The organism is Chryseobacterium sp. MEBOG06, from assembly GCF_021869765.1.
GTDB lineage: Bacteria > Bacteroidota > Bacteroidia > Flavobacteriales > Weeksellaceae > Chryseobacterium.
Map to the genome: position 1 here is coordinate 4267470 of NZ_CP084580.1, position 26726 is coordinate 4294195.

At 37.3% G+C, this 26726-nt stretch carries 24 protein-coding genes; 17 read left to right on the forward strand and 7 right to left on the reverse strand.

The window, feature by feature from the left end; genetic code table 11:
- Positions 1-16: 16 nt before the first annotated feature.
- A complete protein-coding gene (locus LF887_RS19475; protein ID WP_236855911.1) occupies positions 17-3112 on the forward strand; it encodes an efflux RND transporter permease subunit in 3096 nt (1031 codons plus the stop codon).
- Positions 3102-4370 carry a TolC family protein gene (locus LF887_RS19480; RefSeq protein WP_236855912.1) on the forward strand — a complete coding sequence of 423 codons (1269 nt, stop codon included), beginning with the start codon at positions 3102-3104 and terminating at the stop codon, positions 4368-4370. The genes LF887_RS19475 and LF887_RS19480 overlap by 11 nt, the downstream gene beginning before the upstream one ends.
- 161 nt (positions 4371-4531) lie before the next feature.
- Here the strand turns inward: LF887_RS19480 and LF887_RS19485 are convergent, their stop codons facing one another.
- The 4 genes from LF887_RS19485 to LF887_RS19500 form a co-directional block, all read right to left on the reverse strand.
- Positions 4532-4987: a DUF1801 domain-containing protein gene (locus LF887_RS19485; protein WP_236855913.1), complete on the reverse strand. Its 456-nt coding sequence runs from the start codon at positions 4985-4987 to the stop codon at positions 4532-4534.
- A 24-nt stretch (positions 4988-5011) separates the two neighbouring features.
- Positions 5012-6433, reverse strand: coding sequence for a hypothetical protein (locus LF887_RS19490; protein ID WP_236855914.1), 1422 nt, complete (start codon positions 6431-6433; stop codon positions 5012-5014).
- 10 nt (positions 6434-6443) lie between these two features.
- On the reverse strand, positions 6444-7628 hold the full coding sequence (locus LF887_RS19495; protein ID WP_236855915.1) for a hypothetical protein: 1185 nt from the start codon (positions 7626-7628) through the stop codon (positions 6444-6446).
- Between the two features lie 133 nt (positions 7629-7761).
- Positions 7762-9468, reverse strand: coding sequence for a T9SS type A sorting domain-containing protein (locus tag LF887_RS19500; RefSeq protein ID WP_236855916.1), 1707 nt, complete (start codon positions 9466-9468; stop codon positions 7762-7764).
- Positions 9469-9767: 299 nt separating this feature from the next.
- Here LF887_RS19500 and LF887_RS19505 point away from each other — a divergent pair, with 299 nt between their 5' ends.
- The 4 genes from LF887_RS19505 (at position 9768) to proC (ending at position 13412) form a co-directional block, all read left to right on the forward strand.
- Positions 9768-10973, forward strand: a complete 1206-nt coding sequence (locus LF887_RS19505) for a pyridoxal phosphate-dependent aminotransferase (RefSeq protein WP_236855917.1) — start codon at positions 9768-9770, stop codon at positions 10971-10973.
- 12 nt (positions 10974-10985) lie between these two features.
- Positions 10986-11471, forward strand: coding sequence for a hypothetical protein (locus LF887_RS19510; RefSeq protein WP_236855918.1), 486 nt, complete (start codon positions 10986-10988; stop codon positions 11469-11471).
- A 3-nt stretch (positions 11472-11474) separates the two neighbouring features.
- Positions 11475-12488 carry a UDP-N-acetylmuramate dehydrogenase gene (murB, locus tag LF887_RS19515; protein ID WP_236855919.1) on the forward strand — a complete coding sequence of 338 codons (1014 nt, stop codon included), beginning with the start codon at positions 11475-11477 and terminating at the stop codon, positions 12486-12488.
- A gap of 120 nt (positions 12489-12608) precedes the next feature.
- Positions 12609-13412 carry a pyrroline-5-carboxylate reductase gene (gene proC, locus LF887_RS19520; RefSeq protein ID WP_236855920.1) on the forward strand — a complete coding sequence of 268 codons (804 nt, stop codon included), beginning with the start codon at positions 12609-12611 and terminating at the stop codon, positions 13410-13412.
- On the opposite strand, the gene LF887_RS19525 is transcribed toward proC, so the two are convergent.
- Positions 13402-13815 carry a VanZ family protein gene (locus LF887_RS19525; RefSeq protein WP_236855921.1) on the reverse strand — a complete coding sequence of 138 codons (414 nt, stop codon included), beginning with the start codon at positions 13813-13815 and terminating at the stop codon, positions 13402-13404. The two genes, proC and LF887_RS19525, sit on opposite strands and share 11 nt — an antisense overlap.
- 55 nt (positions 13816-13870) lie before the next feature.
- On the opposite strand from LF887_RS19525, the gene lnt reads away from it, so the two are divergent.
- On the forward strand, positions 13871-15505 hold the full coding sequence (gene lnt, locus LF887_RS19530) for an apolipoprotein N-acyltransferase (protein ID WP_236855922.1): 1635 nt from the start codon (positions 13871-13873) through the stop codon (positions 15503-15505).
- Positions 15506-15639: 134 nt separating this feature from the next.
- Here lnt and LF887_RS19535 read toward each other — a convergent pair whose 3' ends face one another.
- Positions 15640-17349 carry a T9SS type A sorting domain-containing protein gene (locus LF887_RS19535; RefSeq protein ID WP_236855923.1) on the reverse strand — a complete coding sequence of 570 codons (1710 nt, stop codon included), beginning with the start codon at positions 17347-17349 and terminating at the stop codon, positions 15640-15642.
- A gap of 242 nt (positions 17350-17591) precedes the next feature.
- Here LF887_RS19535 and rpmB point away from each other — a divergent pair, with 242 nt between their 5' ends.
- The 6 genes from rpmB to LF887_RS19565 all read left to right on the forward strand — a co-directional run bounded on the left by rpmB (position 17592) and on the right by LF887_RS19565 (position 20055).
- Entirely contained in the window at positions 17592-17834 is a 243-nt protein-coding gene (gene rpmB / locus LF887_RS19540) for a 50S ribosomal protein L28 (RefSeq protein WP_002976757.1), read from the forward strand.
- Positions 17835-17840: 6 nt separating this feature from the next.
- The gene (gene rpmG, locus LF887_RS19545; RefSeq protein ID WP_027373683.1) at positions 17841-18023 is read left to right on the forward strand and encodes a 50S ribosomal protein L33; all 183 of its coding nucleotides are present in this window, start codon (positions 17841-17843) and stop codon (positions 18021-18023) included.
- A gap of 20 nt (positions 18024-18043) precedes the next feature.
- Complete coding sequence (locus tag LF887_RS19550; RefSeq protein ID WP_002976755.1) at positions 18044-18196, forward strand: DUF4295 domain-containing protein; 153 nt, start codon at positions 18044-18046, stop codon at positions 18194-18196.
- Between the two features lie 89 nt (positions 18197-18285).
- On the forward strand, positions 18286-18753 hold the full coding sequence (locus LF887_RS19555) for a RidA family protein (RefSeq protein WP_236855924.1): 468 nt from the start codon (positions 18286-18288) through the stop codon (positions 18751-18753).
- 15 nt (positions 18754-18768) lie between these two features.
- Positions 18769-19722 (forward strand): signal recognition particle-docking protein FtsY, encoded by a 954-nt coding sequence (ftsY, locus tag LF887_RS19560; RefSeq protein ID WP_236855925.1) that lies wholly within the window; start codon positions 18769-18771, stop codon positions 19720-19722.
- A gap of 72 nt (positions 19723-19794) precedes the next feature.
- A complete protein-coding gene (locus LF887_RS19565; RefSeq protein ID WP_236855926.1) occupies positions 19795-20055 on the forward strand; it encodes a GlsB/YeaQ/YmgE family stress response membrane protein in 261 nt (86 codons plus the stop codon).
- Between the two features lie 74 nt (positions 20056-20129).
- Here the strand turns inward: LF887_RS19565 and sppA are convergent, their stop codons facing one another.
- Positions 20130-21887, reverse strand: coding sequence for a signal peptide peptidase SppA (gene sppA / locus LF887_RS19570; RefSeq protein WP_236855927.1), 1758 nt, complete (start codon positions 21885-21887; stop codon positions 20130-20132).
- 20 nt (positions 21888-21907) lie between these two features.
- On the opposite strand from sppA, the gene folK reads away from it, so the two are divergent.
- The 4 genes from folK (at position 21908) to LF887_RS19590 (ending at position 26671) form a co-directional block, all read left to right on the forward strand.
- Positions 21908-22324, forward strand: coding sequence for a 2-amino-4-hydroxy-6-hydroxymethyldihydropteridine diphosphokinase (folK, locus tag LF887_RS19575; protein ID WP_236855928.1), 417 nt, complete (start codon positions 21908-21910; stop codon positions 22322-22324).
- 12 nt (positions 22325-22336) lie between these two features.
- Positions 22337-23458, forward strand: a complete 1122-nt coding sequence (locus LF887_RS19580; RefSeq protein WP_236855929.1) for an OmpA family protein — start codon at positions 22337-22339, stop codon at positions 23456-23458.
- Between the two features lie 42 nt (positions 23459-23500).
- The gene (locus tag LF887_RS19585; RefSeq protein WP_236855930.1) at positions 23501-25027 is read left to right on the forward strand and encodes an OmpA family protein; all 1527 of its coding nucleotides are present in this window, start codon (positions 23501-23503) and stop codon (positions 25025-25027) included.
- 207 nt (positions 25028-25234) lie between these two features.
- On the forward strand, positions 25235-26671 hold the full coding sequence (locus LF887_RS19590) for an OmpA family protein (RefSeq protein WP_236855931.1): 1437 nt from the start codon (positions 25235-25237) through the stop codon (positions 26669-26671).
- The last annotated feature ends 55 nt before the right edge of the window (positions 26672-26726 follow it).

Sequence of the window (26726 nt, forward strand, 5' to 3'; positions counted from 1 at the left end):
ACAAAAATTAAGAACAATGAAGCAATTACTTACACTCTCTATACAGAAGAGGTGGCTGATGCTGGCACTCTTCATTTTACTGGGGTTTTTCGGTTATTATTCCTGGACCAAGTTATCGGTAGAAGCTTATCCTGACATTGCCGATGTCACTTCACAGGTGGTAACCCAGGTTCCGGGACTGGCTGCCGAAGAAGTAGAACAACAGATCACCATTCCTTTGGAACGTTCTCTGAACGGCCTACCGGGAATGCACGTGATGCGAAGCAAAAGTACCTTTGGGCTTTCCATTATTACAATCGTTTTTGATGATGGTATTGATGATTATTGGGCAAGACAGCGTATTCAGGAAAGACTGTCTGATGTAACGCTCCCTTATGGTGCACAGCCGGGTCTGGATCCTCTTACTTCTCCTATTGGCGAGGTATACCGATATATTATCGAAAGTAACAACCACAGCTTACGGGAACTCACCGATTTGCAGAAATTTCTAATTATCCCCCGTATCAAACAGGTTTCAGGGATTGCCGATGTTACCAACTTCGGAGGAATTACCACTCAGTTTCAGATTGAACTTGATCCTCACAAACTGGAACAATATGGTCTTTCATTATCAGAGGTCACCGAAACGATCTCCAAAAATAATGTCAGTGCAGGAGGAAGTATGCTTCCCCGGGGAAATCTCGCTTATGTAATCCGGGGAATAGGTCTGGTAAAAGATTTAGATGATCTTGGAAAAATTGTAGTTAAAACCGAAAACGGAGTTCCTGTATTCCTGAATGATGTAGGTACCTTAAAATATGGAAACCTTGAAAGAAAAGGAATTCTTGGGTATACCGACAGGAAACGTAATTATCCTGAAAGTGTAGAAGGGATCGTGCTTTTACTGAGAGGACAAAATCCTTCACAGGTGCTTGAAGGGGTTCATGAAGCTATCGATGAACTGAATAATGAAACACTTCCGCCCGGCGTAAAGATTCATACTTTCATGGACAGGACAGATCTTGTCAATACCACCTTACATACCGTTTCTCATACTCTTACAGAAGGAATTGTACTGGTTATTTTCGTGCTGATTGTATTTCTGGGGAGTTGGAGAGGTGCATTACTGGTAGCAATTACAATTCCACTTTCTCTGTTGTTTGCTTTTATCCTGATGCATTTTACCAATATACCTGCTAATCTTCTTTCTCTGGGAGCTATTGATTTCGGTATCATTGTAGATGGCGCCATTGTAATGCTGGAAACTATTCTGAAAAAAAGAGAAGAAAATCCGGAAGAGCCGCTGGAAGAAAAAACGATTACGAAAAGGGTAATTGAGGTAGCTAAACCTATTTTCTTTTCCACTATTATTATCATTACGGCCTATCTTCCTTTATTCGCTTTTGAAAGAGTGGAGAAAAAATTGTTTACTCCAATGGCTTTCACGGTGGGCTATGCTTTATTTGGCGCACTGGCAGTGGCATTGCTTCTGATTCCGGGATTAGCTTATGTGATCTATCGTAAACCTCAGAAAATATATCACAATAAATGGCTGGAAAAAATAAGTAATGCATATGGAAAAAGAGTTGACAAAATCATGCAGGCTCCTAAAAGAGTAATCATTCCGATAATCATTGTCTTACTATCAGCAGGAATCCTGTCGTATACCGTTGGAAAAGACTTCCTGCCTGAGCTGGATGAAGGTTCTATCTGGCTGCAGGTACAGCTACCACCCGGTATTTCTCTGGCTAAAGCTAAAGAAATGAGCGACACTTTAAGAGCCAGAACTTTAAAACATTCTGAAATTACCTATATGATGGTCCAGGCAGGCCGTAATGACGATGGCACCGATCCCTGGACAGCCTCTCACTTTGAAGTTTCTGTGGGAATAAAACCTTATGACGAGTGGCCTTCCGGAAAGACAAAAGCAGATTTAATTAAAGAACTGGCAGCAGACTATAAAGAAATGCCGGGCTTCACGGTAGGTTTTTCACAACCAATGATCGACGGAGTAATGGACAAAATATCGGGAGCCCACAGTGAGCTTGTGGTAAAAGTATATGGAGAAGATTTCAAAGAAACCCGAAGAATTGCTGAAAGCATTTTATCTACTTTAAATAAAATCCCAGGTTCGGCAGACCTTGCCATAGATCAGGAACCTCCTTTACCTCAGCTGCAGATTATTGCTGACAGAGATAAAATTGCTCAGTATGGACTCAATGTAGCAGATGTGGCAGATCTTATTGAAGTAGCTTTAGGAGGAAAGGCCATTTCTCAAATCTTCATTGGGAATAAAGTTTATGACATTTCGTGCCGCTACACCGAAGACAGCCGTGATACTCCTGATAAAATAGGAAACCTGATGCTGACTTCAGCTACCGGAGCCAAAATTCCATTATCACAGGTGGCAGAGGTAAAATTAAGTACCGGAGAAAGTACTATTACCCGTGAGATGAACAAACGCCACCTTACCGTAAAATTAAATTTAAGGGGTACCGATCTTTCTTCGTTCCTGAAAATAGCGCAGAATAAGATTGAAAAAGACATCAAATACGACCATGAAAAATATCAGATCAAATGGGGCGGTCAGTTTGAAAATCAGAACAGAGCTTACTCCCGACTGGCATTTATTGTTCCGCTGGCTTTAGCGATTATGTTCCTGCTCCTGTACGGTGCATTTGGTAATTTCAAGCAGGCTTTGGTACTGATGTCTATTGTTCCGTTGGCTTTATTTGGAGGAATGCTGGCACTTAATATCCGTGGGATGTCCCTTAATGTATCTTCTGCTGTGGGCTTTATTGCGCTCTTCGGAGTGGCCATTCAGAATGGAGTGATCATGATCTCTCATATCAACGATCTCCGTAAAAAAGGATATGACCTGAAAACTGCTGTAACAAAAGGAGCAAAAGACCGTTTCAGACCGGTACTGATGACAGCAACCGTTGCAGTAATCGGATTATTTCCGGCATCCCTGGCCACGGGAATCGGATCAGATGTACAGCGCCCTCTGGCAACAGTGATTGTATATGGCTTGATGTTCTCTACTATTTTAACCCTGTTTGTTCTGCCTGCCATTTATTTCATGGCTGAGCGTGGTAACAAAAAACAAAATTTGGAATCAGATGAAAATTAGAGTTTATTATATCATAATAACTGCAACATTCTTCAGTATGGCAGGCGTGATAAAAGCGCAGGAAAAAGAACTCTTAGGTTTTGAAGAATATTTAAGTATTGTCGGAAAGAAGAATCTTGGCTATGCCTCTCAGAAATACAATGTAAGTATGGCTGAAGCAGCTATTCAGACCGCAGGTATGTTTCCGGATCCTCAATTGGATGTGGAGACCACCAACAACGGAGTGAATAAAAATATGGGCTACGTATACGGAACGTCTATTGGCTGGACTTTGGAATTAGGCGGAAAAAGAAAAGCAAGAATAAACCTGGCTAAAAATCAGTCTGAGCTAAGTAAAATACAGCTGCAGGATTTTTTCAGAAACCTTAGGGCAGATGCCAGTTTAGGATATATTGATGCTTTGCGGTCTAAAGCTATTTTGGAAGTACAGCAGGATTCTTATAAAAACATCCTGCAGCTGGCAAAGTCTGACAGCATCCGATATCGGCTGGGAACCATATCATTAGTCACTTCAAAACAGAGTAAATTAGAGGCAGCGTCTCTCCTTAATGAAGTGTATCAGGCGGAAAGTGCCCAACAGCAGTCTCTTACCAACCTGTCTGTATTTCTTAGTGATAATAAAATAACGGGGCGGGATGTTTCCGGAGATTTTACTGCTTTCAACAGGGATTTTAATATTGATGATATTATTCTCCAGGCGCTCAACGAACGGGCTGATTTATTGGCAGCCAAACAGAATACACAAGTTGCCAAAAGCCAGATCAGCCTTGAAAAAGCCAACCGTATGATTGATTTGGGAATCAATGCGGGTGCTGAACGTCATACGGAAGCCACTAACGAAATCGCCCCTTCTCCTACTGTAAACGCTGTAAAACTGGGACTCAGCATTCCACTCAAATTTTCAAACAGAAGAAATGCAGGATTGAAAATAGCAGAAATGGCACATTCTCAGGCAGAAGTTGAATACCAGCAGATAGAACAAGGTATTCGGGCTGAAGTAATGCAGGCTTACCAACAATATATAGCGACCCAGAAACAGGTGAAGCAATTTCATAATGGAATGCTTACAGAAGCCCAAAGTATCCTGGAAGGGATCACTTACAGCTATAAAAGAGGAGAAAGCTCTATTCTGGAAGTACTGAATGCCCAAAGAACCTACAATGGAATAAGAAAAGATTATTACCAGGCTCTTGCAGATAATGCGGCAGCTTTAGTAGAACTGGAACGCAGAGCCGGAATCTGGGATATTAATTTTTAAAATAGAGGCAGGAAGTTGGAAAAAGATTTTTTTGAGTGAGTAGTATACTATTTAAATACCAATTCAACTAACCCTCAACTCATCCGGAAATTATTTTTTCCTTCATTCCTCCGGTTTCTTTACATAAAAAAGCTCCGAAATCAAATTGATTTCGGAGCTTTTTATTTCTTATATTTAGATTCATAAATAGCAATCCAGTCTTCCACGGTCATTTTCCGGCTTAGTTCACCAATCAGGTCGAAAGGGATATCTTCCACTTTTTTAAAACGAACACAGGACTTGCCCATATCCAGTTTTTTCCTGGAATGTTTTGGGTATTCCTCCACAAACCAATTAAGTATTTCCGGTCTGGAATAGAGCCCCATATGATACAATGCAATAAAATTCTTCTGTGAAGCCAGATTAATAAATGGCAAAGCGGTACCGGGAGTACAATGATACCCTTCCGGATAAGTTTTCAGCGGCACTGCCCAGCCCAGCATTCCATAGCTGAGATTTTCTTCAAAACCATCTGGCAGATTACTGTGGATGGTATCAAAAAGTTTTTTAAAAGCATCCTGTCTTTCCTCAGGAATCTTTGAGATATAATCTTCTATGGAAACTGCCTGAATCTGCATATTTTAATTTTTTCTAAAATACGATTATTTTATAAAATTATATACACTGTACATCTGCACCTCTTTACTGCTCTTTTGTAAGAACATCATTTTGTTTACATTAGGTACATACTGAATCATATTTCCGTCTGCAAAACCATAATTCTGGAAAAAATTCCTTCCTTTATAATCAAGACTTACTTCCTGAGATTTTAAAGTAGCAAAATCAAAAGTCTTCATAGAAAAACCTGTATTCCCGAATGCTCCTTTAGGGTAAAATGCCGAAATATAAAGCTTGTCTCCGGCCTCCACCACATGAATTCTTTTTCCTGTAGATGCTCCGGCTGCAACAAACTGCTTCACCTCTCCTTCTTTGTTAAACTTTATCAGCATACCGGCATCCAAAGTGTATACAGGATCAGGAAAGCGGTTCATTCCGGAAGGCATAGGTCTTGTCACAGTTTCCTGCTGAACAGCCATTAGCACCTCATCTCCTTTTACAATTGTTTTGATCACTTTCACATCACTCATATCTTTACTTCCTGCAAGATTCGTGTTGCTGATCACGGCTTTTCCTGTTTTCATATCGTAGAACATCACTGTTCCGAAAGTACTTGATCCTATAGTAACCGCAGCATTTTTTCTACCAAAAGCTACCAGATAATCATTGTCATTTTTGCTGATTGCATATAATTTTTCAGGAATATACTTATCATCAAAAGCAAGATCTTTATCTTCATTATTAGAAAGCAGTTCCAGCTTATAAGATTCTTTCCAGCCTGCTGCCTTACGCAATACAACTATTTTTCCTGAGTTCGTTAAGGTCAAAGATTTCTCTACATAATCACTGCTCAATGTAATCTCTTTGTTCCATACTACAGAAAGTGTTCTCAGGTCTATTACCTGAACATCATTGATATTATCCGTCTTTTTACTTGAATATCTGTCATTGAAAACAGCAGCATATTTCCCGTTTTCAGAAAAAACTACATATGTTGTACCGGACTTGTTGGTAGATTCAATATTATATTTTGCAATACTTTTTGTAGTAAATGCGCCTTCTTTTTTGCTGAAAACATGCTGAAAAACTTCTTTTCTGTTTTCTTTACCAAAATATTCTTCTGTAAAGGCAACAAATTTGTCATCATCAATCTGCTGCGATCCCAGATAATTGTGAAGAACTCCATTGGTTTTATTAGCATAATCTTTCACGTAAGTATCCACAAGGCTACCGTTCTGATCAAGCTTTCTCATCAATAATTTCTTATGAGGAAAAACATTTCTCATAAGTCCGTCAATATTAATCGCACTGAACATATAAGAATTATAATCATCTGCCAGTACCAGTTTATCATCAGTTTCAAGATTAGCATCCACTGTGAATTTTGTTCCCTCTGTCACTTTCGTCTGTGCATACGAGTATATCGAAGCTGTAAGTAATGCCGAAACAATAATTTGTTTAATCATAGTATTTTCCTTAGTTATTATAAATTTTTTCTTCTAATTTTTTCAGTTCAAGATTGGCATCATAAGACAATTTAATATCTACCAAATGCTCCTGCAGTTCATTTAAATATTTCTCCGCTTCCTGGTAATTACCTAAAGCAATATTCAGTCTTATCAGGTTAAAATAAATATATTCACCAATCTTCTGATTGTAAAGTGCTTTCTTGTCATTATAATTTATTTTTGTCAAAGCGCTTTTCCAAAGGTCAGTCCCTTTCTGCATATTTTCCATAGCCACCTTATTCGGAGCATAATCAGACTTTGCCTGAAGCTTTTTCAAATTGGTTGTAACGTAGATATATGCTTTTTCCAGATCGTCATAGTCGCCTTTATTCTTTACCGTTGCCAAAGTCACTGTAGAATTGATGCTGTGATATCCGAAGTTTTCGTTAATAATATTCCTTGTACGGTCCATTATTCTCTGTAAATATCTTTTTTCCTGAGCATTAAGATTTATTTCATTAGAAGGAACGCTGGCAATTTCTACAAAATCTGAGAAGTAAGTTTTATCTAATTTTACTGTACCATCCTGCTTACCAATAATTCTAGTAGGCTGATTAGCAAAAGTTTTACCCTGGTTATCCTGAAAATTTGTTCTTTCCATTTCAATGACAATATCAAGATAGCTTCCCCCTTTTGAGAAGCCAAGTACATCCATTTGAGAAGCAAGAATTTTGTTGTCTACAATTAAAGCATCCCTCAAGTCAGGCTGCTGATAAACCGGTGTGGGAGGAATATGAAGAACAGGTCTTGCAGGGATTCTTAAAACCGGAGCACCGTTGGTGGCTGCAATCTTTTCAACAGCTGATAATTTATTATATTCTGCGGACTCCAATTTGTATTTTTCCTGAAGTTTTTTCACCTCAGCATCATAGTCTTTCAATCGTTCTCCATGTTCTATTTTAGCAGCATCCACATTCGCCTGATAGTTATCTACCTGCCTTTGGAAATCTTCTCTTGCCCCTCTTACAACATCATCTTTTGAAATATTATAAGGTGATTTCACCGTGATTGTATAATTTCTGTTGGCAATATCGCTGGGAAAAACAGGATCTTTTAAAAGCTGAAAGCTGATGATTTCTTTATCAATTCTCTGAGCTTTGGAATATTGAGAATAAAATAAGGGTATTAAAAAAAGTAGTTTTAAATTATTCATATGTTATTAGTTTTTCAGCGCAAATTTATAACAATTTCATCAACATCAAGAAGAAATAAATTCCCTGACATTTCCAAATAAAAAGGCAGCTATAAAGTGTATAGCTGCCTTCAGAAATTATTAACTCAAAAAATTATTTTTTAATCGCTTTCACTGTAGATTGCGATCCATCTTTAAAATAAAGCGTTACGAAGTACAACCCTGAATTCAGTTCAATCAGGTTAAGTTCTTTCACAGAACCTTCAAAAGTTTTTACAATTCTGCCTGAAGCATCTCCTACCGTTACTTTTCTCAAATCTTTCGTATCTGATAAATACAGTATATCTTTAAAAGGATTAGGATGAACTGCTGCAGTTTTTGCCTGGCGGCCTACTTCTGAAGTGCTTAGCTGTGCACTTTCTACCGTAAAATCATCTACATAAAAGTTGTAATCCTGAGAATCATTTACCGTTCCTGAACTTCCATAAAAAGCAAATACTGTATTGGCACTTGTATTAGCCGTTAGATTATAGATATAGTCATTAGATGAATTGGATGGGCCATTACTTGAGTTCCAGGTCTGCAATATTGTCCACGTACTTCCGCCATCATCGGAAACTATAAAATGAACAATATCATCACTACCCATTGCAGAAGCAGTCGTACCGGAATAAGTTGTTACCCCATACTTAAATTTCACTCTATATCCACCTGCTGAAAGATCAAAAGGTACTGTTTTAAGCCAACCTACCCTATTGACAGAATACAGATTCATGTTGGCGGAAGGTCCGTTAGCTGATGTATTTAAAAAATTACGCTGTGCCCAGTAAGCGGTAGTTCCAGTAGATCCTGTAGCAGGAGCACCTCCGGAAAGAGCAACCGTCCAGCAATTACCGGGAAAGGTTGTGAAATTATTGGTATAGGAAGGTATTACAGTTCCACAGAGAGTTGTAAATGATCCCGCAAATGACCATGCACTTTGGCCTGTTCCACTGCTGCAGTTTGTGCGTACCCAATAGTAGTAAGTAGTGCTTGATGATAAATTACTGATTGTATAAGAAGTACCTGTTACCCCAGAATAATTAGGTACAGTACTGCTGTTTGGAAGAGTACCGCTTGTACTATAATAAATATCATGACTTGCTGCCTGTGTACCTGTGGGCACTGTCCATGAAACCTGAGCTGAATTGGACGTAAGGGCCGCTACAGTTTGCAGTACCGGTGCTATACAAGTGGTATATGCCTCTGCTGAAAAAGCAAAAATATTAGGAATACCAGCTCCTGAACTTTTTGTGACTGTAACACTTTGTATAGGTTTAGTCTGATTGCCCGTATCAATGTTCAGAACAGATTGATACAATCTTGGATTGGAAGTATTGGACTCTAAAACATCATTTCCTCTGTTAATCCTTCCGATTCCCTGAATAGCATAATTAGATCCTCCATACCAGTCAGAAAGATTAATGCCGGAAAATGACTGTGTTGTATTATCCGTAAACGTTACTGTTACATTTACTACAGAGGTGCCACTCCCACTGGTTGAAAGCATATACAGTTTAAAAGCAGCTGTTGGTGTAGTAAACACAAGCGTCCCGTTTTGTCCTGCTGCAGATAACTTCAATGAATTATTGGAGTTTAAATCTGCCAATTGATAGCTGAGGCCGGGTGTGGTGCCTACCACCGAATTGATGATTCCATCTACTGGAATACCATAATCAATTGCTGAACTGGATGAGGTAAGCTTAAAATCTCTGGCTACAAAAGCAAAAGATACTCCGTCAACATCTGTATTGGTTGAGACTGAAGAAGATCCTGTGCCATTGGCAATAACGTCAGCTGTAAAGCCCGAAGAAACCGGCATTGTTTGAAAATTTTGAGCCATCAAGGCGGAGGCGGAGATTAGAGCAACTGCAGGCAGTACTCTAGAAAATAAATTTATTATCATTTTAATCACATTTGACCCAAAAATTAAGAAAAATAACAATACAAAAAAGATTATTTTAACAAAAATACAGTATAAATCAAAAACAAATTAAATATCAACAGTTCATTAATCAAAATTTAATTGAATTAATACAATTAATGATGCACTTCTTATCAATCCTTAATTTTATTATTGAGAAATTAAATCCTATTTTTGTCATACAAATTTTTTGAACAATGCCGAATATTTCAAACAGAGCACTTCATATGCCGCCGTCGCCGGTAAGAAAACTGGTTCCCTTTGCGTTACAAGCAAAACAGAAAGGAATAAAAGTATATCACCTTAATATCGGGCAGCCTGATATTGAAACTCCGGAAACGGCTTTAAATGCTTTAAAAAACATCGATTTAAAAGTATTGGAATATGCACTTTCTGAAGGGAACATAGAATACAGAAAAGCCCTTACAGAATACTATCATTCATTAGGTTTTTCTGATTTAACTCCGGACAATTTCATGGTTACCAATGGAGGTTCTGAGGCACTTAACTTTGCCATTTCCACTTTATGTGACGAGGGTGATGAAGTGATTATTCCTGAACCTTATTACGCAAACTACAATGGTTTCACCAGCACATTTGACGTGAATGTAGTGGCGGTTCATTCAACTATTGATACCGGGTTTGCCTTACCTCCGATAGAAGAATTTGAAAAGAAAATTACAGAAAAAACAAGAGCAATTATCATCTGCAACCCAGGAAATCCTACAGGATATCTGTATACTCGTGAAGAGCTTCAAAAGCTTGCAGAAATTGCTTTAAAATATGATATTGTTATTATTTCTGATGAAGTATACAGAGAATATGTATATGACGGAAAACAGCAGATTTCAATGCTTGATTTCCCGGAATTAAGCGAAAACTGTATCATCATTGATTCCGAATCAAAACGTTACTCTATGTGTGGAGTAAGAATCGGCTGCATGGTGACCCGTTCTCAAAAAATACGTAATGCAGCAATGCTTTTTGCACAGGCAAGATTAAGCCCTGTTCTTCTTGGACAGATTGCAGCTACAGCAGCACACCAGAATGACGGACCTTATATCAGAGCGGTAAGAGAAGAATATACCCACAGAAGAAATATATTGGTAGACCTTCTAAATGCGATCCCGGGTGTAATTTGCCCTAAGCCTAGAGGAGCTTTCTACTGCGTAGCTGAACTTCCTGTAGATGACACTGAAAAGTTTGCACAGTGGCTGCTTGAAACATACTCTCTAAATAACGAAACCATCATGGTAGCTCCTGCAGGAGGATTCTACAGTGACCCGGAATTAGGAAAAAAACAGGTAAGAATTGCTTACGTTCTGAAAGAAGACGATTTAAAAAGAAGTGTTGAAATTCTGAAAGAAGCTTTAAAAAAGTACAGAGCAGATTTTAACCTGTAAAATTATATCATAATGCCGACAACAAAAAATATACATCTGAAAATTCTGTTTTCGATCTTTTTGCTGTCGGTATTTTTTTCTTGTGACTCCAAGAAACAGAAACAAACTGTTCTTCACAAGAATCCGGATGAAATCACATTTATCAGCGTATCACATATCGGAGGTACACTTGGTGAATACAGGATCATCAAAGTCAAAAAAGACTCCATCTTTACAGAAATAGGTGCAACGGCCAACCATACTCACAAAGAATGGGCATCATCTGTCAATACAGATACCTGGAAACAATTGACGTCCTATATCAACAGTAAAGATCTTGATTATATAAAGAGTTCTCCGAGCCAGCAATCAGTAGACGGAATAGATGAAACTTTTCAGATCCGCACCCCGAAAAAGTCACATATCTATGTTAACTCTTTTGCAGACACAATACATTATAAGCAATTGCAAAAGCTTAAAGAACATCTAGACCTAATTCTTCCAAAAGAATACCAATAAAATATGCAAGAAAATTTTTCCTTAAAGCCTTACAATACATTCGGTGTTGATGCCAAAGCAAAATACTTTATTGAAGTCAGCAATACTGACGAACTAAAAGAGGCTCTTACTTTTTCAAAAAACCATGGTCTTCCTCTACTACTTTTAGGAGGTGGAAGTAATATTCTGCTGACAAAAGATTTTGAGGGCCTTGCCATTAAGCTTAATTTAAAAGGGATTTCTGAGGAAAACATCAGTAACCATGAAGTTCTTGTTACTGCAAAAGCAGGCGAAAACTGGCATGAATTCGTGAAATACTGCCTACAGAAAGACTATGGCGGACTGGAAAACCTTTCTTTAATTCCCGGAAATGTAGGAACCTCTCCCATGCAGAACATTGGAGCTTACGGCACCGAGATCAAGGATATTTTTGTAAACTGTCTTGTTCTGAACTTAAAGACTCTTGAACTAGAAACATTTAACCTTGAAGAATGTAAGTTCGGCTACAGAGATTCTATTTTCAAGCAGGAAGGAAAAGGAAAATATGTAATCCTGGAGGTCACTTTTAAACTGACTACAAAGGATCACCACATCAAAACCGAATACGGAGCTATTAAAAACGAACTGGAGCATCTTAAAATTAATACCCCAAGCATTCAGGATGTTTCAAATGCAGTGATCAACATCAGACAAAGCAAACTGCCGGACCCTAAGGAAATAGGAAATGCCGGAAGCTTTTTCAAAAACCCTACTATTCCATTAGCTCAGTTCCAGGATTTAAAACAGAACTTTGAAAATATACAGGGATATCCTAATGGAGATGTGGTAAAAGTTCCTGCAGGATGGCTGATTGAGCAATGCGGATGGAAAGGAAAGCAGATTGGTAACGTCGCTTCTCATCGACTTCAGTCTCTGGTCATCATCAATGCGACAGGAAATGCAACGGGAAAAGAAATTTTTGATTTTTCCACAGACATCATTAATTCTGTCAAAGAAAAGTTCGGAATAGAACTTGAAAGAGAGGTCAATATTATTTAAAATACATAAAAGACGGTTACATTTCAGTAATCGTCTTTTTTTATCACACATCTTAAAAACTACTCTATTTCAACAAAAAGCGATATTTTAGCATAAAATACTTTTAAAAAACACCATCGTATGAAAATAGCTATTCTCGGAGCCGGAAATATGGGACTTTCCTTTTCAAAATCATTTTTGAAATATGAGCTTATTAAACCTGAGAACCTTCATCTTATTATCAGAAGCTCTTCAAAAATTTCCAAAATAGCGGAAGAATTTCCAAAATCTAAAGTATCTACCTTTGATGAAGTTAAAGAGTTGGATAGCGATCTGATCATTATTGCTGTAAAACCCCAGGATTTCCAGACGGCAGCTCAAAACTTTCAATTTACTTTAAAGGAAAATCAGATGGTTCTCTCTATTATGGCAGGAATCAATATTAAGAAAATTCAAAAATCATTAAACCACTCACTCGTTGTTAGAGCCATGCCTAACTCTCCTACGCTTCTGGGAATGGGAATCACAGGATATACCGCAGCTGATGGAATTTCTTTCAGTCAGCTGATCAATATAGAAAGATTACTGAACAGCACCGGAAGATCGGTTTATATGGAAAATGAAGACCTTTTGGATGGGGTAACTGCCCTTTCAGGAAGTGGGCCCGCCTATTTCTACTACATCATTGACGCAATGATTAAAGCGGGTGTTGAGATGGGAATTGAAGAAAATCTTTCTAAACTTTTTGTAAAACAGACCATGCTGGGCGCTTATCATCTTATCAATAATTCTGAAAAAAACCTTGAAGAGTTAATTAAAGACGTAGCTTCTAAAGGCGGGACTACAGAAGCGGCTTTAAAAACATTTGAAGAAAACAATTTCAAAGAAATTCTGAAACAGGGAATTCTGAATGCTGAAAAGCGTGCGAAAGAACTTAATCAGTAAATCTTTTTTCAGTGTATCTGAAAAGTATCCAGCCTAAGTACACTCCAAAAGTGTTCAGAATAATATCATCCAATTCAAACACTCCCATTCTCGTAAAATACTGGAGTGCTTCAATAATGACAATTGCCGAAACAAAATTAAATATCAGCGGCTGCAACTTTTTAAGCTCTGGAAAAAGCCATCCCAAAAAACCAAAAGGCACGAACATAATAATATTTCCAAAAGTAATCATGACCGCATATCGCCAATTAATATTATTCTGAATAAATTTTATCGTTGAAAACACAGGTTCTATTCTGACCAGATGATCTCTATACTGAAATCTGCCCATCCCCAAAAGCATCAGGTAAAGCAAAAACAGACCATAGGGCACAATAATGATTTTATATATTTTCTTTAACATCGGTTGCTAATATATTCATTTCAAAAACATTAAATTTGTGTATTAAAATAAATTAATGAAATACGTTCTACTTACACTTATTTCAGCAATACTGCTGTCGGTTTCATGGCCAACTTATGGGGTTCCGTTTTTTATATTTTTTGCGCTTGTTCCGCTTTTAATGATGGAACACGGCATTTCAAAATTTTCAGATTATAAAAAGAAAGGATGGGTTATTTTCGGACTTTCTTATCTCTGTTTTATCATCTGGAATGTAGTGACTACAGGATGGCTGTATGGGTCAAAAAATCCAGACGGAAGTCATTCTATGATGGCCGTTGTATTTCCAGTACTGGTTAATTCTCTTTTATACTCGTTGGTATTCCAATGCTATCACTGGTACAAAAATGCGCAGGGAACTTATTGGGGACTGGGGTTCTTTATAGCCCTATGGATGAGTTTTGAAAAATTCCATTTGGGATGGGAGCTTACATGGCCGTGGCTGAATTTAGGGAATGCATTTTCTGAATATCCAAAATTGATTCAATGGTATGATACTCTGGGAGCAACGGGTGGAAGCTTTTGGATTCTTCTGATCAATATCCTGATTTTTTATACCATAAGAACCTGGGAAGCCGGAAGAAAGAAAAAAGATCTGATCAAAAACACTTCTATAGTAGCAGCTTTAATTGTTTTTCCAATGATTATTTCTGTTATCAAGTATAACAATTTTGATGAAAAACCTTCCGGACAGGTCAATGTCCTAATGCTGCAGCCGGATCTTGATCCTTATGCGGAAAAGTATTCCAAAGACAGCTTAACGATTGAACAGGATTTATTAGCTCTTGCCGAGAAAAATTCAACAGTAAAAATTGATTATTATATCGCTCCGGAAACCGCTCTACCCGGCAGAGGCTCTATTTCCGAAACCGGTTTTGAAAAGAGTTTACTTTTAAACAATATTAAAGGGTTTTTATCCAGACATCCGGGTTCAGTTTTTGCAACAGGAATTTCATCGCACCGCTTTTATTTTGATGCGGCAAAAGCACCTGCAGAAGCTTACCAAATCAATAACGGAGTTTGGGTTACCAGCTACAATACAGCTATTCAGCTGGCCTCTGACCAGAAGGTTCAGGTATATCATAAAGGGAAACTTGTGCCAGGCGTTGAGATATTCCCTTATATGACGGTTTTAAAGCCCGTTTTAGGAGATGCAATGCTCAATTTGGGAGGGACAGTTGCATCTTTAAGTATAGACAAAGAGAGAATGGCTTTCTCAAATCCTTACAACAAAGGAAAAATGGCTCCTATTATCTGTTATGAAAGTATCTACGGTGAATTTGTCACAGACTATGTGAAAAAAGGCGCTAATTTCCTTGGAATCATGACAAACGATTCCTGGTGGGGTGTTTCCGAAGGTCACAAACAGCTTTTATCATATGCAAGACTTAGAGCCATTGAAACCAGGAGAGAAATTGCGCGCGCTGCCAACAGTGGTATATCTGCCCATATCAACGCTAAAGGGGAAGTTACAGCTGATACATTTTATGGAGATCAGACTGCATTATTTGCAAAGGTAAATCTTTACGACACGATGACATTCTATACCAGAGCAGGTGATCTTCTTTCAAGGTTTTCAATATTTGCATTGGGCTTTTTACTATTTTATTTTTTGATTGAATGGTTCAAGAGAAAGACCAATAAGGCATAACTTAGAAGTAAATAAAACTGGACAAGTCACAAAAATTCAGATCATTTACAGATAACAAAGAGTCTTAATATTTTAGAATAACAAAAAGAAAAGCCAGCTGGACGTCTGGCTTTTCTAAAGATAGAATGATTCAGTTACTTTACAGTAAGTTTTCTAGTGGTTATTTCGTTTTTTATCTTCAGTTTTAATAGATAAACTCCTTTTGGAAGATGAGAAACATCTACTGCCTGATCTCCATTTAATATCACATTCAGCTTTTTCCCATCCATTGAATACATTTCTGCTTCTGAAACATTTTCACCCTTAATATATACTTTATCGGAGGCAGGATTAGGGTAAATCATAAGATCCGTTTTTACTTTATTTTCTCTGATTCCTAATGTACTTTCTGTAGAAGCATCAGAATATGCCTTTGAAGCATCAATTGCTTTCACACTCCAATACACATTCTGAACTGCGGGATCTAAATCCAGAAACCATGAGGGCGTTGTCACTATATATTTGGCTACATCCTGTGCTCCCTGTGTAGTCCCAACTTTAATTTCATAGCGCAAAGCGTTTACCGGTGTTTTGTCATCAGATGCACCACTCCATGAAAAATTAAAGCGATTTCCATTTTTGGTCACATTCAGATTGGTAGGCGCTGTAGGTTTTAAATTGGTATCCGCAGCATTATTGGTAAACACTTTTGTCAGCGACGGCAGATCCGCTCCAGCCCAATCAAATCCGCTCAGTAAAACATCCAGATGGTGATCATTATTAAAATCAAACAGATGCACAAGTCCGGGACCTCCCAAATTAGCCAAGCCTGTTAATGATCCTTCTATAAATTTATGATTGGCAACATCATACATATAAGTCTTTACTACAGCATCATAGTTTTCATTCCCTGAAATGATAAAATCATAATACCCGTCATTATTTAAATCACCAATACTTACAGATGCATCAGAAATATCTGCTGCAGCAATGGGCTGAGGAGTCAGAACACCTGTTCCATCGTTCATTAAAACAGCAAAATATCCATCATCATTTCCATCTTTACCAATGATAACAATATCCTGAAAACCATCAGCATTAAAATCAGCAAAGTCTATTTTACCCACAGCCACAGGATCAAGATCCTGAGTATGAACCAATACTCCAGCCTGATTCATATAAACCTTAGACACAGGATTACCATTCATATCTGATCCTATGATCACTAGATCTAAAAGATGATCGTTATTAAGGTCTACCATTTTAAAGCTTCCATTTTGAGTTCCATCAACCCAATTCCCTGTCATATCAAAGTCAGATCCCGTATTTTTATAATAATCTAATGTATTTCTAAAACCGATGCCGTCAATATACTGAGTCCCATTAAGTGCATAATCTGATTTTCCATCATGATTAAAATCAAAAACCTCCATTGAACCGTAGATTTTACCACGAAGATCAGCTTCTTTCACAAAACCTGTTCCCGTATTTTTAAATCGGTATTGTTTATAATTCACAACATCAATGTAACTCAAACCGGTAGAAATAATATCCATCAGTCCATCATTATTAAAATCAATGAATTTTATATCTCCCAAATGCGTCACATCGTTTCCCAAATTTGCATAGGGCAATAATGTAGTCCCATTATTCTGATATACTTCATTAAAAGTACTGTCTACGTTTCCATCACCATCAGAATCTATCGCTCCGTTCATCACAATATCCAGCGTACCATTATTATCCATATCGGCAATATCAGCAGCTGAATAGTAGAAATTATTCATCCCTGTTTGTATCTCTGTAAAGTTCTGAGCGGCCAGTGCGACAGGAATCATTGATAATAGAATATAAATTTTTCTCACGTTATTTTTATTTAGATTAATTAAAAACAAAGGTAGAATATTAAATTTTCTGGTTAAAAAAAAGTCTGTATGAATTATATCAGTACTGATTATCTGCTATATCCCGGAAATTCGAATATTTTAAAAATTCAATATTATTAATCAGCCACTTATTTACAATTATTTTCCAAAAGATTTGTCTATCTAAAAAATTCTTCGTTATTTTGCACTCTCAAATATTATACAAATAAGAACATCGAGATATGTCAAGAATTTGCCAAATAACAGGAAAGCGTGCAATGGTTGGTAACAACGTTTCTCACGCTAATAACAAAACGAAGCGTCGTTTTGAAATTAACTTATTAGAGAAGAAGTTTTACCTTCCAGAGCAAGATAAGCACGTAACACTGAAAGTATCAGCTCATGGATTGAGAGTGATTAACAAGATTGGAATCGAAGAAGCTATTGAAAGAGCTACTAGAAACGGATTGATTAAAAAGAATTAATAAATCATGGCAAAAAAAGGAAATAGAGTTCAAGTAATCCTTGAATGTACAGAGCACAAAGAAAGTGGTATGCCAGGAATGTCTAGATACATTTCTACAAAAAATAAGAAGAACACTACAGAGAGATTGGAATTGAAAAAATACAATCCTGTTCTTAAAAGATCTACCCTTCACAAAGAAATTAAGTAATTTATAAATAATATCTTACCATGGCAAAGAAAGTAGTAGCAACCCTACAAAGCGGTCAATCTAAGAAGATGACTAAAGTGGTGAAAATGGTTAAGTCTTCTAAATCTGGAGCTTACGTTTTCGAAGAAAAAGTAATGAATGCTGACGAAGTTGACGGTTATTTGAAAAAATAATCAGTACTTTGTTTACAATATAAAAAACTACTCATATTTTGGGTAGTTTTTTTGTTATCTTTGTGCACCAGATTATTAATCAGTAACGTATGAAAAAGATTCTCGCTCTGGTCTTTACAGTAACTTTTCTATTTTCATTCAGTCAGAAAACAATGACCTCTACAGAATATAAAAGTTCGCCAAAGGTTTTCAATATTAAAGGACTTTCTCAATCTGTAAGTATTGACTGTGGAAGTTCTAAAATGATTTTACTATCTGGGCAGGTACCTCTGGACCCAGAAGGTAATCTGGTGGGAAATAATGTAGAAGAGCAGAGCCGTCAGGTTTTTGAAAATATGGAAAATATCCTGAAGGAATACGGAGCTACAGGAAAAGATATTATTAAACTGGGAATTTTCATTACAGACATCTCTAAAACTCCGGATTTCAGAAAAGTAAGGGATATGCATGTCAATCTTCAGAATCCTCCTGTAAGCAGCCTTATTGAGGTGAGCAGGCTTTTTAGAGATGATGTGCTAATAGAAGTAGAAGCCACAGCGGTGATTAAAAATAAATAAGAATAAACTAAAACTATGAGTTGGTTTAAAAATATTTTCAAAAAGGAAGAAAAAGAAACTTTAGACAAAGGATTGGAAAAATCCAGTCAGGGATTCTTTGAAAAAATGACGAAAGCCGTAGTCGGTAAAAGCAAAGTAGATGATGAAGTACTGGATGATCTTGAAGAAATACTGATCGCATCCGACGTAGGAGCCTCTACCACGATCAAAATCATAGGGAGAATTGAAGAGCGTGTTGCCAGAGACAAATATGTTGGGGTAAGCGAACTTGATCATATTCTTCGCGAAGAGATTTCAGGATTGCTTCTTGAAAATCCTCATGCCGGTACCGGAAATATTGATGCTTCCAAAAAACCATATGTCATCATGGTAGTTGGAGTAAACGGAGTTGGAAAAACGACTACGATCGGGAAACTGGCTCACCAGTTCAAGTCCGAAGGCAAGAAAGTAGTTTTGGGAGCCGGTGATACCTTCAGAGCGGCAGCTGTAGATCAGCTTACCATCTGGAGTGAAAGAGTGGGCGTTGCCATCGTAAAACAGGAAATGGGCTCTGATCCAGCTTCCGTAGCATTTGACACGGTACAAAGTGCTGTAGCACAAAACGCAGACGTTGTAATTATTGATACTGCAGGAAGACTTCACAATAAAATCAACCTGATGAATGAGCTTTCCAAAATTAAAAGAGTAATGCAAAAGGTAATTCCTGATGCTCCTCATGAAATTCTTTTGGTTCTGGACGGATCTACAGGGCAGAATGCATTCGAACAGGCCAAGCAGTTTACTGCAGCTACAGAAGTAAATGCTTTAGCAGTAACCAAACTGGATGGAACAGCAAAAGGAGGTGTTGTAATCGGTATTTCTGACCAATTCCAAATCCCTGTAAAATATATAGGCGTAGGTGAAAAAATGCACGATTTACAGCTCTTTAATGGTACGGAATTTGTAGACTCATTCTTCAAGAAAAGATGATTTATATCATGCTTTCCCTTATATTAGCAAACAAACCATTTTAAAATATTAACAATTAAAAAATTTGCAACTATGGGAATATTAACATGGATCTTATTTGGTCTTATTGCAGGTGCAATCGCTAAAATGATCATGCCAGGAACTCAGGGAGGAGGATGGCTAATCACTATTATCCTGGGAATTCTGGGAGCATTTGTAGGAGGAGCTATAGGAGTTTACATTCTACATTGGGGAGATGTCGCATCTTTCTGGAATCCAAGAAGCTGGATTCTTTCAATAGGAGGAGCTTTAATTATCCTCTGGATTTACGGAATGGCTACTAAGAAAAGCTAAGGTTATACTAATAAAAATAAAATCCCGGATCTGAAATTCAGATCCGGGATTTTTGTATACAATATAAAATTTAGTTAGTTGTTGATTCTAATCTGATATGGCATTTCCATTTTCACCTCAGATTGTAATTTTTTGTCTGTGATCTGCTGTAAGATCTCATAGTTGGATTTTCCGATCTTATTCTTAATGATCCTTGCAGAAACATCTTCCTCATTCAGATCTTTGAACAGCTGCTCAAATGGAGACATCCTTTTAGGGAAAGCATCAATCTGATAAGATTTCAATCCTGCTTTCTGTGCTGCAAACTTCACTGCATCATTTAAAGTTCCAAGCTCATCTACTAAGCCAATCTGTTTTGCGCGGGCGCCGCTCCATACTCTACCTCCTCCTACATTATCAATCTGCTCAAAAGTTTTCTTTCTGTTTTGAGTAACAAAGTGTACAAATCTCTTATAAGTTCCTTCTACACTTCTTGTCATCATATTCACTCCGTAAGGCGTCACTCCGTTTAATCCTGAATAATACATAGAATTAGCATTCGTACCGACAACATCTGCACGGATTCCGTTTTTATTGGCAATATCTTTATAATATGGAAGTACTCCAAATACCCCGATAGATCCTGTAAGGGTATTAGGCTCAGAATAAATTTTATCAGCTGCCATCGCTACATAATATCCACCTGAAGCAGCATAATCCCCGAAAGAAACAATCAGCGGCTTTTTCTTTTTCAGCTGCTGCAATTCAAACAGAATCTCATCTGAAGCGTTCGCACTTCCACCGGGAGAATTAATTCTAAAGACAACCGCCTTTACCTTATCATCATCCTGAAGCTGTTTAATATATTTTACATATTTCTCAGAATGGATATCATTATACCCGTCGCCATTGTTTATAGATCCTGAAGCATATAAAACAGCTACCTTATCACCAGACTTATCATCATCTGCATAAGAATTTATATAACTTGATAAAGAAATCTTATTCAGTTTTTCTTTTTCCTTCAGACTCAATTTAGACTTAAGAAGATCTTCATATTCGGATTTTTGAATAAGCTTATCTGCAAGCTTATATTTCAGTCCCTGATCAGGAATCATTCCATATAAACTGTCAACAATCGTTCTGAACTGCACTGTATCAATTTTTCTTGAAGCAGCTATTTTATTGGAGGTATTTTTCCAAAGGTCATTTAGTAGTGTACTTAGCTGTTCTTTATTTTCAGGTGAAATATCATTTCTTAAAAAAGGCTCTACTGCCGATTTAAATTTACCATGACGAATCACCTCGATTCCGATTCCATATTTATCTGCGAAATCTTTAAAGAAGGTAACTTCAGTAGCAAGTCCTTTTAGCTCTATACCACCTGCCGGATGAAGATAGTACTGATCAGCAACCGAACCTAAATAATAAGCAGACTGTGATACTCCATTTCCATATGCATAAACAAATTTTCCACTTTTCTTGAAATCTTCAATTGCATTCCGAAGATCATCAATCTGAGTTAACCCGGCATGGAGATCATCAGCTTCAATACTTATTCCTTTAATATTGTCATCAGTTTTAGCCTTATTAATAGCTTCCAATGCATCATAAAGAAGAACGCTTTTGTTTTGGGAACTTATAGCAAACAATCCCATCTCCTCTTCAGTGGGGCTGTCTATTATATTTGTTTTTAAATTAATCGTAAGAACCGAGTTCTTTTTCACCGCCACCGACTTATCATTACCCATAGAACTAAACACAAGCATCATAATGAAAAAGATGAAAAATACAGCACAAAGTATTACTATTGCTACTATATTTGCCAAAACATTTTTAAAGAAACTTCTCATAAATCAATCAATTTTCTAATATGTCGCAGCATAAGGTAGTTTTGTTACTAGGAAGTAACCTTGGAGAGCAAAAAAAAAATATAGAACTTGCTCTACAGAAAATAAGTGAGGCTGGAAACCACATTTCACAAACCAGCGATTTTTTGATGTCAGATCCCGTAGAATTTGCCAGTTCCAATATTTTTTGTAATATTGCATCAATAATATTCACGCATCTTTCACCAATTCAACTGCTTGATTGTATTAAACATATTGAAATTGAAATGGGAAGAATTAATGATTCAAAAGTGTCCGGAGGTTATACTGACAGGATTATAGATATTGATATCATTAAATATAATGAATTAAATTTTACCTCAGAAAGATTAGAAATCCCTCATAAAAAACATCTTTTTGAAAGGGATTTTTCTAGAATATTATTAAAAGATTTTATTTAAAACATAAAACATATGAAATTAGGTTTATTATTATTGGCTACAACATTGCCAATTGCAGCGTTCGCACAGAACAGTGGCACTACAGTAAACTCTTCAACTGAGTACCCTAATACTTTCTCCTCAGGGTCAGCTAACGTACAACCTTTTAACAACAAATCAAGACTTTTCAAAGACTGGTCTATTTCAGTTGGAGGTGGTACAGCGTTTATGGTTCACTCAGCTCTGAAATCTATTCGTCAAGATAAGATAAACTGGGGCTACAATGCTTACGTAAGTATTGACAAACAAATCTCGCATACTTTTGGTTTAAGCCTTTTGTATACAAGAGGAGAGACCAAACAAACGGGACAACTTCCCGGAACTGCAGGCCAATTGGCAGGTGTAGGTGTTGCCACAACCCAGTTTGATCAAATCGCTTTATTAGGTGATATCAACTTCTCCAATTTATTAAGAAGAGTGGATAATCATTCCCCGTACCGATGGGCATTCCATGGTTATGGAGGAATTGGACTTCAGGGATACAGAACTTCTCTGCACGACAATGATAGAAACAGATGGAGTGATACTCCTAAAAGAACTCCTTTATTCGTAAAACAGGATCTTGGTATTAATTCTCTCTATTATCAGGTCGGCTTGGGAGTAAAATATAACGTTTCCAAACTTATTGATGTTGAAGCAAGAACCATGTATATCATAAGTGGAGAGCAATCGTTTGATGGCAGCGGATACAATAATTCAAGTTATGACCCTTCCGCTCCTGCAGAATCACAATACAGATATACGATACTTAACAACAGAAGATCTTACAATGCATGGACAGTATCTTTGGGTGTTTCTTTCAAACTAGGAAAACAAGAATCTCACTTAGCATGGCATGATCCTCTTCAGGAAGCTTACTACAAAATAAATGTACTGGAAAATGCTACCACAGACTTTGTTGTTTGCGAAAAAGGAGATGCTGACAACGATGGTGTGTGTGACGATTGGGACAGACAACTTGACACTCCTGCAGGAGCAAGAGTAGATGGTGCCGGAGTTGCTTTAGATATGGATCTTGACGGAGTTATTGATCTGTATGATAAGTGCGTAACGGTTCCTGGACCTGTTGAAAATAACGGATGTCCTATCAAATAAGACGTTAAAATACCTTTTTCAAAAAATCAAATAATATACACGATGAGATTAAATTTTGCAATCGTTGCTTTAGCTTTGACCATCCCTGTCATAAGCTTTGCACAAGACTCTACGGTATCCAGTGGACAATATCCCAATACATTTTCTTCAGGATCTGCCAATGTTTCCCCATTCACCAACCAATCAAAGAGATTCAATGACTGGTCTATTTCAGCAGGGGCTGGAGTTCCGCTTCTTCAATCAGCTGATTTGACCTCAATAAAAAACGGTAACGGTAAAAACCTTTTCGGATATTCTGCCTATGTAAGTATTGATAAAGCGATTACCCATGCTTTTGGGATCAACTTACAATATGACAGAGGAGAAACCAGACAAGGATGGTTCAATACCAAAGACTCTGCTCCTGATGCTTCTGCAGTAGCCGGCAGAACTCAGTATGACGCAATATCAATATTAGGAGATGTGAACTTCTCAAATCTATTAAGAAGAGTTGACAATCATTCTACTTACAGATGGGCACTTCACGGATATGCAGGTATCGGTACAATAGCTTACAAAGCTTATCAGAAAGATATCAACGGGCAAAGACTGATGACTGAAGTTAAACCTTTCGAACTTGGATCTTTATTTATGCAGGCTGGTGCCGGTTTAAAATTCAAAGTCAGTAGAAGAATTGATATTGAAGGCAGATTGATGTATGTGGTAACAGGCGACGATACATTTGACGGAGGAGGTGATAAATACAGTGCGATCAACAGACGTTCTTCACAAGTTTCTGATAACTTCTTTAATGCTACCTTAGGTCTTTCCCTAAAATTAGGAAAACATCAGTCTCACTTAATGTGGCATGACCCGCTTCAGGAAATCTATTACAAACTTGACGTTTTGGCTAATAAAAACCAGGATATTGAAGTATGTAAAAAAGGAGATGCTGATAATGACGGAGTATGTGACGATTGGGACAGACAGCTTGACACTCCTGCAGGAGCAAGAGTAGATGGTGCCGGAGTTGCTCTTGATACAGATTTAGATGGCGTAATTGACCTTTACGATAAGTGTGTAACAGTTCCAGGACCTGTTGAAAACAACGGATGTCCTGTTATTGTCATAGTAGATCATAAAAAGACTGCAGTAGAAGTAGAAAAAACACTTAAAGACATCTACTTTAACTTTAATAAAGCTACTATCAGACCAGAATCTAACAGTAAACTGGATCTTGCCGCTTCAATTATTAAAGAAAAAGGAGGTAATTACCTGTTAACAGGACATACCGATATTAAAGGAAGTGCAGCCTATAACCTAAGATTATCTAAAGAAAGAGCTGCTGCTGTAGTGGGAGCTTTAGAAAGCAGAGGGATCAAAGAAAATGTACTGAAATCAAGAGGTGTAGGGTCTTCAGAGGCAACTGTTCCAGCTTCAGCTTCAGATGCTGAAAGAATGGCAGACAGAAAAGTGACTGTAAGATTTATAGAAACTTCAGAATGGGATGCCATCAAAAAGAAAGATTATGAGGATGTTGTGGTAAAAAAGCCAATAAAAAAAGCACCCCTTAAGAAAAAGAAAAAATAATTCCCCATACTAAAAACCGAGAAGAATTTTCTTTTCGGTTTATTTTTTTTTTACTACGAATTTTTTTACATACCTTTATATCATTTTCCAGGCAATATTTATTAAATTATTAAAGATCAATAAGATTGTTTTGTGAAAATTATATAAAATTCACTTTTTTTTACGTATAAAATCATTTAAAATAACTTAACTTAAAAAAATAACACTATGAAATTAAGTTTAGCAATTGTTGCATTAGCTTTGGCTGTTCCTACGGCCAGTTTTGCACAAGACTCGACGGCAGTTTCAAATGGAAAGTACCCAAATACTTTTTCTTCTGGGTCTGCTAATGTTTCCCCATTCACCAACCAATCGAAGAGATTCAACGACTGGTCTATTTCAGCGGGGGCTGGAGTTCCACTCCTTCAATCAGCTGATTTAACATCTATTAAAAACGGTAACGGTAAAAATCTTTTCGGATATTCTGCTTATGTAAGTATTGATAAAGCGATCACTCATGCTTTTGGGATCAATTTACAATATGACAGAGGAGAAACCAGACAGGGATGGTTTAATACGAAAGACTCTGCTCCTGATGCTTCAGCAGTAGCCGGAAGAACACAGTATGACGCAATATCAATCTTAGGAGATGTTAACTTCTCAAATTTATTAAGAAGAGTTGACAATCATTCTGCTTACAGATGGGCACTTCACGGATATGCAGGTATCGGTACAATAGCTTACAAGGCATATCAGAAAGATATCAACGGGCAAAGACTGATGACTGAAGTGAAGCCTTTCCAACTTGGATCTTTATTTATGCAGGCTGGTGCCGGTTTAAAATTCAAAGTCAGCAGAAGAATTGATATTGAAGGTAGATTGATGTATGTGGTAACAGGCGACGATACATTTGACGGAGGAGGTGATCCATACAGTGCGATCAACAGACGTTCTTCACAAGTTTCTGATAACTTCTTTAATGCTACTTTAGGACTTTCCCTAAAATTAGGAAAACATGAGTCTCACTTAATGTGGCATGACCCGCTTCAGGAAATCTATTACAAACTTGACGTTTTGGCTAATAAAAACCAGGATATTGAAGTATGTAAAAAAGGAGATGCTGATAACGACGGAGTATGTGACGATTGGGACAGACAGCTTGACACTCCTGCAGGAGCAAGAGTAGATGGTGCCGGAGTTGCTCTCGATACAGACTTAGATGGGGTAATTGACCTTTATGATAAGTGTGTAACAGTTCCAGGACCTGTTGAAAACAACGGATGCCCTATCGCAACAACAGGACCTGTAGTAGAAACTGAAACTAAATTGGAAGGAATTGAGTTTGATTTAAATTCTGACAGAATTTTACCTTCAAATACTCCAATTTTAAATAACGCTGTTAACTATATCAATTCTTCAAATGGTTCATATAGTGTAATTGGTGCTACTGATACAAGAGGTACTGATGCGTATAACCAAAAACTATCTGAAAGAAGAGCAAACAACGTTAAGAACTATCTGATCAAAAATGGTGTTCAGACTGGAAAACTACAGGCTGTAGGTAAAGGTAAAAAAGACCTTAAATACCCTGAATGTGAACCAGCAACTAAGTGCCCTGAATGGAAAAACAGAGCCAACAGAAGAGTATACTTCGAAGCTAAATAATAAACTGATTAATTTATTATATGAAAGTCACGCACTGCGTGACTTTTTTTGTTAC